10 protein-coding genes are annotated in these 12,746 nt (G+C 72.2%); 3 read left to right on the plus strand and 7 right to left on the minus strand.

All coding sequences use genetic code 11. The annotated features are described in order from the left end of the window. Nucleotides 1–38 precede the first annotated feature (38 nt). Nucleotides 39–1,253, minus strand: coding sequence for an acetyl-CoA C-acetyltransferase (locus LQ940_RS05560; protein WP_231242042.1), 1,215 nt, complete (start codon nucleotides 1,251–1,253; stop codon nucleotides 39–41). Between the two features lie 137 nt (nucleotides 1,254–1,390). Here LQ940_RS05560 and LQ940_RS05565 point away from each other — a divergent pair, with 137 nt between their 5' ends. From LQ940_RS05565 to LQ940_RS05575, 3 genes are read left to right on the plus strand one after another with little or no spacing between them, the layout of a single operon-like run. Further along, nucleotides 1,391–2,302, plus strand: coding sequence for an acyl-CoA thioesterase (locus LQ940_RS05565; RefSeq protein WP_231242041.1), 912 nt, complete (start codon nucleotides 1,391–1,393; stop codon nucleotides 2,300–2,302). Between the two features lie 43 nt (nucleotides 2,303–2,345). Beyond that, nucleotides 2,346–3,737, plus strand: coding sequence for an amidohydrolase family protein (locus tag LQ940_RS05570; RefSeq protein WP_231242040.1), 1,392 nt, complete (start codon nucleotides 2,346–2,348; stop codon nucleotides 3,735–3,737). Next, nucleotides 3,734–4,612 carry a serine hydrolase gene (locus tag LQ940_RS05575; protein ID WP_231242039.1) on the plus strand — a complete coding sequence of 293 codons (879 nt, stop codon included), beginning with the start codon at nucleotides 3,734–3,736 and terminating at the stop codon, nucleotides 4,610–4,612. The genes LQ940_RS05570 and LQ940_RS05575 overlap by 4 nt, the downstream gene beginning before the upstream one ends. 7 nt (nucleotides 4,613–4,619) lie before the next feature. Here LQ940_RS05575 and LQ940_RS05580 read toward each other — a convergent pair whose 3' ends face one another. The 6 genes from LQ940_RS05580 to LQ940_RS05605 all read right to left on the minus strand — a co-directional run bounded on the left by LQ940_RS05580 (nucleotide 4,620) and on the right by LQ940_RS05605 (nucleotide 12,657). Then, nucleotides 4,620–6,242 carry a helix-turn-helix domain-containing protein gene (locus LQ940_RS05580; RefSeq protein ID WP_231242038.1) on the minus strand — a complete coding sequence of 541 codons (1,623 nt, stop codon included), beginning with the start codon at nucleotides 6,240–6,242 and terminating at the stop codon, nucleotides 4,620–4,622. Nucleotides 6,243–6,390: 148 nt separating this feature from the next. Then, nucleotides 6,391–7,365: a GNAT family N-acetyltransferase gene (locus tag LQ940_RS05585; protein ID WP_231242037.1), complete on the minus strand. Its 975-nt coding sequence runs from the start codon at nucleotides 7,363–7,365 to the stop codon at nucleotides 6,391–6,393. Beyond that, nucleotides 7,362–8,153, minus strand: a complete 792-nt coding sequence (locus tag LQ940_RS05590) for an ABC transporter ATP-binding protein (protein ID WP_231242036.1) — start codon at nucleotides 8,151–8,153, stop codon at nucleotides 7,362–7,364. The genes LQ940_RS05585 and LQ940_RS05590 overlap by 4 nt, the downstream gene beginning before the upstream one ends. Then, the gene (locus LQ940_RS05595; RefSeq protein WP_231242035.1) at nucleotides 8,153–10,051 is read right to left on the minus strand and encodes a dipeptide/oligopeptide/nickel ABC transporter permease/ATP-binding protein; all 1,899 of its coding nucleotides are present in this window, start codon (nucleotides 10,049–10,051) and stop codon (nucleotides 8,153–8,155) included. Before LQ940_RS05595 ends, LQ940_RS05590 begins: the two co-directional genes overlap by 1 nt. Further along, nucleotides 10,051–11,040 (minus strand): ABC transporter permease, encoded by a 990-nt coding sequence (locus tag LQ940_RS05600; RefSeq protein ID WP_231242034.1) that lies wholly within the window; start codon nucleotides 11,038–11,040, stop codon nucleotides 10,051–10,053. Before LQ940_RS05600 ends, LQ940_RS05595 begins: the two co-directional genes overlap by 1 nt. Nucleotides 11,041–11,049: 9 nt before the next feature. Further along, nucleotides 11,050–12,657 (minus strand): ABC transporter substrate-binding protein, encoded by a 1,608-nt coding sequence (locus LQ940_RS05605; protein ID WP_231242033.1) that lies wholly within the window; start codon nucleotides 12,655–12,657, stop codon nucleotides 11,050–11,052. Between the last annotated feature and the right edge of the window lie 89 nt (nucleotides 12,658–12,746).

Raw genomic sequence — 12,746 nt, forward strand, 5'->3', positions numbered from 1 at the left:
GCGGACCGGGCCGCGAGGCGGCCCGTAGAGCCGTGCAGTCAGAGGCGCTCGAGGATGAGCGCCATGCCCTGCCCGCCGCCGACGCACATGGTGATGAGGCCGGTCGTCTTGTCGTGCCAGTCGAGCGAGTTGAGCATGGTGTTCTGCAGACGGGCGCCGGTCATCCCGAAGGGGTGGCCCACCGCGATGGCGCCGCCGTTGACGTTGAGCCGGTCGATGTCGATGCCGAGGTCCTGGTAGGACGGCACGACCTGCGCCGCGAACGCCTCGTTGAGCTCGACCAGGTCGATGTCACCGATGCTCATGCCGGCGTAGCGCAGGGCGTTCTTGGTGGCCTCGACCGGGCCCAGGCCCATGATCTCGGGCGAGAGGGCGCTGACGCCGGTGGAGACGATGCGCGCCAGCGGGGTCAGCCCGAGCTCGGCGGCCCTGGTGTCGGACATGATCACGACGGCGGCCGCGCCGTCGTTGAGCGCGCAGCAGTTGGCCGCGGTGACCACGCCGTCGGGGCGGAAGACCGGCTTCAGGTCCTTGATGCCGTCGTAGGTGACGCCGGCGCGAGGACCGTCGTCGGCGCTGACGACGGTGCCGTCGGGCAGGGTGACGGGCGTGATCTCGCGGGCCCAGAAGCCGTCGTTGATCGCCTTCTCGGCGAGGTTCTGCGAGCGCACGCCGAACTCGTCGAGCTCCTGACGCGAGAGCCCGCGCAGCTTGGCGACGTTCTCGGCCGTCTGGCCCATGGCGATGTAGATGTCCGGCAGCCGGCCGTCCTCGCGCGGGTCGTGCCAGCCGACTCCGCCCTCGGCGGTCTTCTCGGTGCGGGCCTTGGCCTCGTCGAAGGCGTGGTTGTGGGTGTCGGGCCAGTGGTCCGAGGTGCCCTTGGCGAAGCGCGACACGGTCTCGACGCCGGCGGAGATGAAGACGTCTCCCTCGCCGGCCTTGATCGCGTGGAAGGCCATGCGCGTGGTCTGCACGGACGAGGCGCAGTAGCGGGTGATCGTGGCGCCGGGGACGCCGTCCATGTCGTTGAGCACGTTGACCACGCGAGCCATGTTGTTGCCGGACTCGCCGCCGGGCAGGCCGCAGCCGAGGTACACGTCGTCGACGGTGGTGCGGTCCAGCGCGGGGACCTTGTCCAGCGCCGCGCTCACGATGGTCGCCGCCAGGTCGTCCGGGCGCAGGTCCACCAGCGACCCCTTGTTGGCGCGGCCGATCGGCGAACGGGCGGCGGAAACGATGACTGCCTCGGGCATGGGCGATCTCCTGTCTCGTGAGTGATGCCTCGCCAGACTAGGGCAGTTCCCATAGCGCCGGCCGTGCCGTGCGGCATACCCGGTCCACGCGGGCCGAGCTGCTCGGGCGTCGGCCGCGTCTCTGAGAGCATCGGGGGGTGCGACACGTCTACGACTGCCCCATGCGCTGGGCCGACCTGGATCTGCTGGGGCACGTCAACAACGTCGTGTACGTCGACTACCTCCAGGAGGCACGGGTCGACCTCCTGCGCGCGCACGGCCCCTCGGCGACCGGCCAGCTCGCCGGCACCGTGGGGGAGGGCCTGGTCGTCGTGCGCCACGAGGTCACCTACGTCGGCGCCCTGGAGTTCCGGTTCCGGCCGGTGCGCATCGAGTGCTGGGTGACCGAGATCCGGGCGGCCACATTCACCATGGCCTACGAGATCTTTCACGACGACCCCGAGGCGGAGGGCGGCCGCCGCGTCTACCTGCGCGCCGCCACGGTGCTCACGCCGTACGTCTTCGAGACCGAGCGGCCACGGCGCCTCACGCCGACCGAGCAGCAGGCACTGGGGGCCTACCTGGAGCCGGCGTCGCGCGCCCGGCCGCCGCGGCCTGAGCCCCTCGCGCGCACGACCCACTACCCCGTGCACGTGCGCTTCTCCGACGTGGACGCCTACGGCCACGTCAACAACGTGAAGTACTTCGAGTACCTGCAGGAGGCGCGGATCCAGATGATGGCCGGCCTGAGCCGCGACCTGGGGACCCCCCGGGCGCCCATGGTGGTGGCGCAGACCGACGTCGACTACCGAATGCCGCTCGTGTTCCGGCCCGAGCCCTACGACTGCTGGTCGCGCATCGTGCGCGTGGGCCGGCGCTCGGTGACGATCGCCTCCGAGATCCGCGACGGCGAGCTGCTGATGGCGCGCGCCCAGGTGACCACGGTCTTCTTCGACCCCGAGACGGGCCGGTCGACCGACCCGCCGGCGGGCCTGCGCGCCGTGCTGGAGGCGGCGGCCGCGGCCGGGGCGTTGTCCGATCCTATGAAGGGGGCAGCCCCGCATGGGTGATCGGTCCGACGCCGGCGCCGTGGGACACCGGGAGACTGAGCGGGTGAGCAACCACCCGGGCTTCGACCTCGTGCTGCGAGGAGGGACCGTGGTGACGGCCGGAAGCCGGTCGCGCTCCGACGTCGGGATCCGCGGCGAGCGCGTGGCTCAGCTCGGAGGCGACATGGCCGGAGCTCGCGAGATCGACGTGACCGGCAGCTACGTCGTCCCCGGTGGGATCGACATGCACGTGCACCTCTCCGCGGAGCGACCCGGGCCCGACGAGCCGAACGGCTTCGTCGACGATTTCCTCAGTGGCTCGCGGGCGGCTGTGCGGGGTGGCGTGACCACCGTGGGGCAGATGAGCTTCGCCGAGGACGGCTGGCAGGTCCGCGACGCGGTCGCGCGAGACCTGCGCGCGGCCGGTGCGCAGTCGCTCGTCGACTTCGTGCTCCACGCCGGGCTGGTCAGCGTGGCCGACGACGACCTCGTGGCGATCGACGAGCTCGCCGCTCAAGGCCACATGAGCCTCAAGATCGTCACGCTGGCGCTGGACTGGGACTACGCCAACATCGTCGCCGCCGTCCGTCGCGCCGGACAGGCCGGCATGCTGACCCTCGTGCACTGCGAGGACGAGGCGCTGATCGACTTCCTGGGATCCGACCTGGTGGCGCGTGGTGAGGGTGGCCTCGCGAGCTATCCGCGCAGCCGCCCCGACTACACCGAGAGGGTCGCGGTGGACCGGGTGATCGGCATCTGCGAGGCGACCGGTGCGCCGATGCTCATCGTGCACCTGTCCTCCGCGGCCGCACTGGCCTCAGCCCGGGCCGCCCGCCAGCGCGGGCTGCCCCTGTTCGTCGAGACCAGGCCGATATATCTGCACCTGACCGACGAGGTGCATCGCCGAGCGGACGGCGGCAAGTTCATCGGGATGCCCCCGGTGCGCTCCGCGGATGACGTCGCGCAGCTGTGGCGCGGACTGGTCGACGGGTCGATCGACACCATCGCGAGCGACCACGCGCCGTGGACCCTGGAGCAGAAGCTGGACCCCACCCTGGACGTGCTCACCTCGCGCAAGGGCGTGGCCGACCTGGAGACCATGCTCCCGATGTTGTTCTCCGCCGGCGTCCTGTCCGGTCGCCTGTCCCTGGAGCGCTACGTCGCCGTGAGCGCCACCAACCCGGCCCGGCTTTTCGGGCTGTACCCGCGCAAGGGCACGATCGCCGTCGGGAGCGACGCCGACCTGGTGGTGATCGACCCGGCCCTCAGCCGGGTGGTCGATGGCGCCGCGATGGAGTCCTACGCCGGCTACTCCGTCTACGACGGGACCGAGGTGAGCGGCTGGCCTCGCTACACCATCAGCCGCGGGGAGGTCGTCCTCGACGACGGACGGGTGCAGGGGGCTCCGGGCCGTGGGTCCTGGCTGGGCCGCGGTCCCACGGTGCGTGGCCTGTGACGCCGGAGGTCGAGGCGGCCCTGCGCGAGCAGGGCGCGCGGGCCTGGGTGCACGCGGTGGACCTGGATTCGGGCGCGGAGACCGGCCTGGGTGACGACGAGCTCGTCGTCACGGCCAGCGTCTTCAAGATCCCCGTGCTGGTAGAGCTCTGCCACCAGTACGGCTCCGGGAGGCTGCGCCCCGAGCAGCGGGTCCGGCTGGCCGCCGGCGATCGGCGTACGCCCGGCGGGGTGGGCACCTCGGTCCTGCTGGACGACGTCGAGCTTTCGCTGCGTGACCTGTCGGTGCTGATGATGTCGGTGAGCGACAACCGGGCCACCGACGTGATCCTGGACCTGGTGGGCCTCGACGCCGTGAACGCCCGGATGGCCGCCCTGGGCCTGCACGAGACCGTCCTGGTGGGGGACTGCCAGCTGCTGTTCGACCAGATCGACGAGGACCTGCCGGGCGGCTACGACCACTACGTGCCGGGCGAGGAGGACCTCCGGCTGACCATGCGGACCGCGGTGCCTGCCAGCACGTCGCGCAGCACGCCGCGTGAGACCACCCGGCTGTTGGCGATGATCTGGACCGACCAGGCGACGACGCCGGACGGGTGTGCGGAGGCCCGCCGGGTCCTCGGGCTCCAGGTGTGGCCGCATCGTCTGTCCTCGGGGTGGTCCGCGGACGACGTCACGATCAGCGCCAAGACCGGCACCATCGCCGCAATCCGCAACGAGGCCGGCGTCGTGGAGCTGCCCGACGGAGGTCGGGTCGCCGTGGCGGTGTTCGTGCGCAATCGCACCGCCGCGGCCCGCAACCCGGACGCCGACCGGCTGATCGGCAGTCTGGGACGGGCCGCGGTTGACCGGGTGCGAGCGGGCGGACCGGCCTGAGCGAGGATCAGCCGCGCCGCATCTGCAGGCGCAGCGTCATCATCAGGTCGAGTCGCTGGTCCGCGTCGTCCAGATCCAGGTCGGCGATCTCGCACACCCGGCGCATCCGGTAGCGCAGGGTGTTGGGGTGCACCCCGAGGCGGTCGGCGGCGCCGGGCACGTTGCCCATCTGATCGAGCCAGGTCTCCAAGGTGCGCAGCAGCTCCGTGCCGTGTGTCAGGTCGTAGTCACGCAAGGCGACGACGGGGGAGTCCTCGAGGTCGTCGTCGCTGAGCAGGTCGGCGACCCGGAGCAGGAGCGACTCCAGGCGTACGTCGCGCAGGCGGGCGACGCGTCGCCCCGTGCGGTGGGTGCTCGTGAGCAGCACCCGCAGCACGTGGTCGGCTTCGCTGCGTGAGCGCGCCAGGTCGTGGAAGGACGGCGCGGCCTGCCCGATGGCGATCACCACGTCCATCTGGGCGCCCACCCGGTCGAGGAAGGTCTGGCCGAGCCGCATCGCCTGCGCCGCATCGTCCTCGGAGGGACCGACGGGCAGCAGCGTGTAGACGACGCCCCCGACCAGGGCCGTCGCGGAGCGCGAGTGCAGGGCCTGGAAATGGACGGCGAAAGCGGCGCGCAGCCGCTCGAGGTCGGCCTCGGCGTGGGCCCCCTCGCGGGGCAGCCGGGGTTGCGCGGCCAGCACGCGCAGCGTGCCGTCGGCGACGCCGAGGCGACTGGCCGCGGACGCCGACCGGGCCCCGCCCTCGAGCACGGTCGCCAGGAGGTCCGCCTGGAGCCGTCGCTCCACGTCGCCGCCCACCCGCAGCCGGAGCATGTGCAGGGCGACTACCCGGGCGGCCTCCCGGAAGGCTCGGGTGCGCTCCTCGCTGAGCGGTCCGTCCACCGCGGCCCACATGGACCCGAGGAGCTCCTCGCCAGCGCGCACCGCCACGGCGACGCGGGGCTTGGCGTTGCCGGGCGGGTCACCGATATAGATCGGCTCCGCCGACCGAGCCATGGCCTTGAACACCCCGCGCTGCTCGAAGACCGCGACGTACTCCTCGGGCACCTGTCGCCCCAGGATGGTCTCGATGCGACTCTCGTCCGCCTCGTCCTGGCGCCCGGAGAACGCGAGCACGCGCGAGTGCCGGTCCTCGATCGTGATCGGGCTGTCGAGCAGGGCGCTGACGGCGTTGGCCAGCGTGAACAAGTCGCCCCCGACGACCCCCGCGAGCCCGGCCACCCCCTCGGGACCCGACTCGTCGTCGGCGTCCACCATCGTGCGGACCAGCTCGGCGACTTGGACCCAGGAGGCCGCCCGCTCGAGCTGCAGGACCGCGAGACCGGTGTCGACGACCGACTCGGCGACCGGCGGTGCCTGCGCCGCAGACCCCTTCACCACCAGTCCGCTCGCGCCCGTGGGGGCGACCCGGCGGACCAGCGACGTGATCTGCTCCGGGGAGTGGAGACCGACGCCGAGCAGGAGGTCGCCCGGACCGACGAGGAGCTCGTCCTCGGCGTCGAAGATGACCACGCTGGTGACCGGAGCGTCGAGCCCGACCCCCCTCACGAGCGGGCTGACCAGGGTCGATCCCAGGTTGTCCACCAGCCGGGCGATGTCCAGCGCCCCCTTGACCTCTCGATGCGACATCGCGCTCCTTCGTGTCGCGGCGGCCCCGCGGCTCAGTATGACCTCAGACCAGGTCGACCCCGACGGTGAAGCGGTCGAGCACATCGGGCAGCACCTCCACGCCGAGGCCCGGGCATCGCGACTCGGTGCAGCTCCACCTGCTCGACCCTCACGGGGCGCCTGTTGCCGGCGTGGCGGTCGGCGTGAGCTCGTAGTAGCCGCTGCGGCTGAAGGCCGTGACCTCCCAGCCGGCGCGCATCCGGTCGCCGACGCTAGCGCGGACCGCCTCTCGCCAGGCGCTGGCCAGTGCGGGGGAGCGGGTGCGCAACCGCTCGATGTCGGCCGGCACCCGCGCCAGCACCCTCTCCCGTACCCCGCCCTGCCCATCGGCGAGCACCACAGGCGAGTCGTCGTCGTCCTCGAGCACGACGCGCCCGCCGGCCTGCATCAGGCCGGCCACCGGTGGGGCCGCGACGACGCCGTCCGCGGCGGCGACCACAACCGGGTCGAGGAGGGTCCAGGTCGCGACCAGCCGGTCGCTGCCCTGGCCGACGTTGAGGCCGTCGGTCATGTCCCCGTAGAAGTCGTTCAGGTACGCCGTCGCCCGGGCGCCCAGCTTGGTGATGTTGAAGTAGGCGTTGCGACGGACCAGGGGGTCGTAGGTCCAGGTGATGGTGGTGATCCCGTGCTCCAGGGCCCAGGCGCGCTGGTGCAGCTTGAGCGCCCGTCCCACGTGGCGCCCCGAGGTCTCGGGGACGGTCCCGGTGATGTGGGAGTGCACCAGCGGCACGGGAGGCGGGACGTGACCCAGGCCCTCCCGTGCCGCCCCGGTGCCGTGCAGCCCGAGAAACCCGACGCTCGCCCCGACCACCACTCCACCGTCCAGCGCGACGCCGCAGTAGGAGCCGGCGTGCGTCAGGGCGCGCAGCATGCCCCTGGTCACGGGCGGGTTGTCCGGCTGCGGGCGCCAGACCGCGTCGATCGTGGCGCGGGCGGCGTCGAGGTCGACGACGTCGTGTGCGAGGCGGATGTTCACGCCGGCCTCCGCGGCCGCGCGGGCGGCCGCGGCGTGGGCGCGCTCCACGTCGGCCGGCGTGGGGAGGTCGGCGCGCGAAGGCGAGGTCGTGGTGGACGTGGCGCTCATGCGGCGGGTCCTTTGGGTGTCGTGGCCACGCCGGTGGCCAGATCGAGGGTCGGCACGGCGTCGAGGAGGGAGCGGGTGTAGGCCTCACGTGGCTCGCCGAGGACCTCGAGAGTCGGCCCGGACTCCACCAGCCGGCCGTCGCGCATCACGGCGACGTGGTCGCTGATGTAGCGCACGACGGCCAGGTTGTGGGAGATGAACAGCAGCGAGAGCCCCAGCTCGCGCTGGAGCTGGCGCACCAAGTTGAGGATCGCTCCCTGTACGGAGACATCGAGGGCTGAGGTGATCTCGTCCGCGATCACGACCTGGGGGCCACCGGCCAGGGCTCGCGCCAGCGCCACGCGTTGTCGCTGGCCGCCGGAGAGGGCGCCCGGCCGCTGGCCCGACCGGTCCGGGTCCAGGTGCACGAGCTCGAGCAGGCGGCGCAGCTCGGCCCGCCGGGCGGCGCGGTCGCGCACCCCCACCATGGCCTCGGTGATCGAGGCGCCGATGGTCAGCCGCGGGTCGAGGGAGGAGTAGGGGTCCTGGAAGACCATCTGCACCGGCCGTGGACGTCCACGACGGTGCCCCGCCGTCAGGTCCGCGCCGTCGAGCAGGACCGAGCCGCCGCTCAGCGGAGCCAGGCCGACGGCGGTCCGGGCGAGTGTGGTCTTGCCCGACCCCGACTCGCCGACGAGACCGACGACGGTTCCGGGAGGCACTGTGAGACTCACGCCGTCGACGGCGGTCGCCGCCTGGGCGCCGTGTCCGTAGCGGACCCGGACGTCGCGGAACTCCAGGGTCGCCATCAGGCCGGCTCGCTCTCGTGGGGGTCCTCCACGACCCGGATGGGTCCGGACTGGGGGTGCCAGCACGCGACGAGGTGGCCCTCAGGCCCGTCCAGCGGCGGCTGCTCGGTGTGGCAGCGAGCGGTGGCGACCGGGCAACGGTCGGCGAACGCGCACCCGGGGGGCACCTCGGCCGGGCGCGGCGGGCGTCCCGGGATGCTGGCGAGCGGGCGCTCCCGGTCCGTGCCCAGGTCGGGGACCGCCGCGAGCAGCGCCCGGGTGTAGGGGTGGGCGGGCCGGCTGCGCAGGTCGGCCACGCTCAGCTGCTCGACGATCTGTCCGGCGTACATGACCGCGACCCGGTCGCAGATCCCCGTGACGACGGCGAGGTCGTGCGAGATCAGGATCAGGGCGGCGTCCGCGTCGGAGCGCACCCGCGAGAGAAGCTCGAGCACCTGGTGCTGCACGCTCACGTCCAGCGCGGTCGTCGGCTCGTCGGCGATGAGCAGCCGGGGTCGGCCCATGAGCCCGATCCCAATCATCGCCCGCTGGCGCATGCCGCCGGAGAACTCGTGCGGGTACTGCCGAGCTCGACGCTCCGCCTCCGGGATGCGCACGCCGTCCAGGACCTGGACGGCGCGTCGCAGCCCCTGTTCCTTGGTCAGCCCCTGGTGCACCTCGGCCACCTCGGAGAGCTGTCGTCCCACGCGGAGCGCCGGATTCAGCGAGCTCATGGGGTCTTGGAAGATCACCGCCATCGAGTCGGCGATCCGGGTGCGCACCTCGCGCTCGGACCCCACTCGCAGGTCGTGGCCGTCGAAGGCGAGTCGCCCGGCCTCCACCCTCAGCGGGGCCTCGAGCAGCCGGGCGATGGCCATGGCGGTCAGGCTCTTGCCCGAGCCGGACTCCCCGACGATGCCGAGTGACTCACCGGCGCGCAGCCGGATGCTGACGCCGCGCACGGGCAGGGCCGTTCCGCCAGCCGCCGGCACCTCGACGCGCAGGTCAACGACGTCCAGGACCAGGTCGTCGCCCTGCGGTGCGGCGCCTCCGGAGGCCACGCCGGACGCCTCACCGGCCCGGTGCCGGGGAGCGGCCGGCACCCGCGTGTCCCGGCTGCCGAGGGCTGAGGCGGCCACCTCGCCGGTCAGGCTGAACGCCAGGCCGGCGAAGGCGATGGCCAGGCCCGGACCCAGCGCGGCGGCCGGGTTGCTGTAGATGTTCGCGACGCCCTCGAGGAGGAGCCGGCCCCAGTCGTAGTCGGGCGGCTGGACGCCGATCCCCAGGAAGGAGAGGCCGGCGAAGGCCAGGAGATGACCGCCCGCGCCCATGGCGGCGTTGATGACGAGTGGTTCGCCGATGTTGGGCAAGATGTGGCGACGCAGCACCGTGAACCGGCCGATGCCGATCACGCGGGCGGCCGCGACGTACTCGAGCTCGAGCACCGACGCCACCAGGGTCTGGGTCAGTCGAGCGAACCACGGTGCCGCCGCGACACCGAGCGCGAGCACCGCGCCGGTCTGGCCGACACCGAAGATGATCGCGAAGAAGATGGCCAGCAGCAGGCCGGGGAAGGCCACGGCCACACTGACTGCGGCGTCGGCGAACCGGCTGACCCGGGGGCCGGCCAAGGCCCCGATGGAGCCGATGAGCACCCCCAGGACGAGGCCGATCAGGGTGGCCAGCAGCGCCAGCCCGACCGCGAGCCGGGTGGCGACCAGGACGCGGAGCAGGATGTCGCGCCCGAGGTTGTCCGTGCCCAGGAAATGCTCGGCGCTCGGCCCCTGCACGATGGCGTCGGTGTGGTATTCGGAGGCCTGGTCGCCCCAGATGAGGGGCGCCAGACCCATGAGCGCCAGCAGGAGGACCACCGAGCCGAAGGCCGCCAGGCCCAGCGGCGTGGAGAGCAGGCGGCGCATCAGCGCCCCCGCACGGTCGCTCGCGGGTCGAGCGCGGCCAGGGCCAGGTCGACGACGAGGTTGACCAGCAGGACGAGGGTGCCGTAGACGAGCACGATGCCCTGGGCCAGCGGGAAGTCCTTGTTGATGATCGAGCCGGTGAGGGTCGGTCCCAGGCCAGGCCAGGCCATGACCGTCTCGACCAGGACGGTGCCCGCGATCAGTCCGGACAGCAGCAGGCCGCTGACCGTCAGGGTGGCCGTCAGGGCGTTGGGCAGAGCGTGGCGGAGGTAGACCAGCCGCGCTGGGAGCCGTTTCGCGCGGGCGGTCCGGATGTAGTCGCGGCCGAGCACCCCCAGCATCTCGACGCGGACGATCCGGGCGACGCCGGCGGCCGGCCCGACGGCGAGGGCGAGGACCGGGATCAGGTACGAGGACGCGTCGGAGCGTCCGGCGATCGGCAGCAGGTCCCAGGAGACCGCGAAGCTGAAGACCAGCACGACGGCGACCAGGAAGTCGGGTACCGCCGAGACCAGGGTCGAGGCCGAGGTGAACGTGAGCTCCGAGCCTCGGTGTCGACCGTTGCGGGTGCGGATCGCGGCGAGCAGGCCGACGGGGATCCCGACGAGCAGAATCACCGCGAACGCGGCGGCCGCGAGGCTCAGCGTGTGCGGAAGCCGGTCGCTGATGATCTGGCCTACGGGGAGCCGGGACTGGAATGACTGCCCGAGGTCACCGGTCACCAGATGCCCGAGATAGCGCAGGTACTGGGTGAGGATGGAGTCGTCGAGGCCCAGCTCCGCCCGCCGCCCCTCGACGATCGCCGCCGACGCGCGCGGTCCCAGCGCGGCCCGGATCGGGTCGCCCGGGGTGAGGTGGATCATCAGGAAGGCGAAGGTCACCAGGACCCACAGCGAGGCGACGAAGCGGACCAGCCGTCGGGCCCCGAACCACCACCAGGTGGATGCCCAGTCCAGGCTAGTGGTTCGGGGCGCGTCGACGGCGGTCATGCGCGGGCGTCAGCCCTGAAGGAGGCGAACCGTCGAGCCCCAGATCTGACCGCCGGGCGCCGTCAGCTCCACCCGGTTGAGGTAGCTGCGGTCAACGTTGTCGAACATCGGGACCAGGTTGAGATCTGCCAGCAGGGCCTTCTCGGCGTCGGCCCAGTCGGCGCAACCGGCGTCGTTGGCCTGAGGAGTCGCCTTGGCGACGGCAGCGTCGTAGGTGGGGTTCTTGATGTTCGAGAAGTTCGCCCCACCGTCGGCGACGCCGGGCCCGGATACGAACGCCACCATCTGGGAGGGCAGGTTGAACGTGAACGGGGCCCAGGCGACGTCCCACGCGCCGGTGCCGAAGAACAGCTCGTTGAGCTGGGCCTCGGGCAGCGCCTTGAGGTCCACGTCGACGCCGAGGTCCTCCCATTGGGAGGCGAGGAACTCCGCACCGGCGGTGCGCGCCGTCAGCCCCTGGGCGTCGTAGCGGAAGTCGATGGTCAGCGGCGTCCCGTCCTTCTCCCGCACCCCGTCGGAGCCCTCGGTCCAGCCGGCGTCCTCCAGGATGGCGCGCGCCGCGTCGGCGTCGAAGTCGGGCAGGTTCCCGGTCACCGTGTCGCCGCCCGCGCACGGGTTGGGCTGAAGCGTGATGAACCCCTCTGAGGGCCGGCCGCGCCCGGCGGTGGCGACCTTGGACAGCTCGGCCAGGTCGGTCCCGACGGTCAGCGCCTTGCGTACGGCCGGGTCGGCGCCTGGGTGGCCCTCGTCGTGGTTGAACCAGGTCTCGCCCGCGGTGGAGACAGACTCGACCGCCTCCAGCTTCGCGGCGTCGAGGCGCTCGGCGTCGGAGCCCGCGACCGCGGCGTAGTTGACCTCCCCGGAGAGCAGCAGGTTGGCTGCGGTGGTGGCGCTCGGGATGATCCGCACGTTCACCTCGTCCGGGATGCCCGCTCCCTCCAGGGCGGTGTCGTCGGGTCCCCAGGTGTAGCCGTCGGTCGGGGAGAACCGGTAGTGGTCATCAGCGACGGCCTCGTCGAGCTGCCACGGACCGGTGCCGACGGTCGCGGTGGCCAGCGACTCGTGGTCGTCGAGGCCAGCTCGGCAGATCATGAAGATCCCCGACAGCTCGGCGAGCAGGAACCCGTTGGGGTCGGGGGACTCGACGTGGACGGTCCCGGCGGCGTCGTCCGCCGTGACGGTGATGCCGTCGTGAGCGAGCACGCCGTTGAGGGGCGACTGGTTGGCCGGATCGGCGATGTAGGCGATGTTGTCCGCGGCGTCCTGGGCGGTGAAAGGGCTGCCGTCCGCACAGGTGATGTCGGGCTTTAACGTGAACGTGGCGGAGGTGGCGTCGGCCTCCCAGGTCGAGGCGAGGCCCGAGACGACGGTCCCGTCCTCCTTGACGTAGACAAGGCTGTCGTAGCTGAGGCCCAGCATGCTGCGGGCCACCGAGCTCGGCGTCATGGACGGGTCGAGGTTCCCAGGGTCGCTGGCGAGGGCCATGGTGAACACGCCGCCGTCGGCGTACTCCCCGCCCGACCCACCCGGTGAGTCATCGTCACCCCCGCAGGCGGACAGGCCAAGGGCGAGCACGAGCGACGTGGCACTGCAGGCGATGACCTGTCGGCGAGGCATGACTTCTCCTTGGAGGCGCGGGGCGATGGCTCATCCTGGCGGGACTTGGCTCCACCATCGTCGTCAATCCTCACAAAGCATCGCGCCCT

Origin of the sequence: Nocardioides sp. cx-173 (assembly GCF_021117365.1) — a bacterium.
Taxonomy (GTDB): Bacteria; Actinomycetota; Actinomycetes; order Propionibacteriales; family Nocardioidaceae; genus Nocardioides.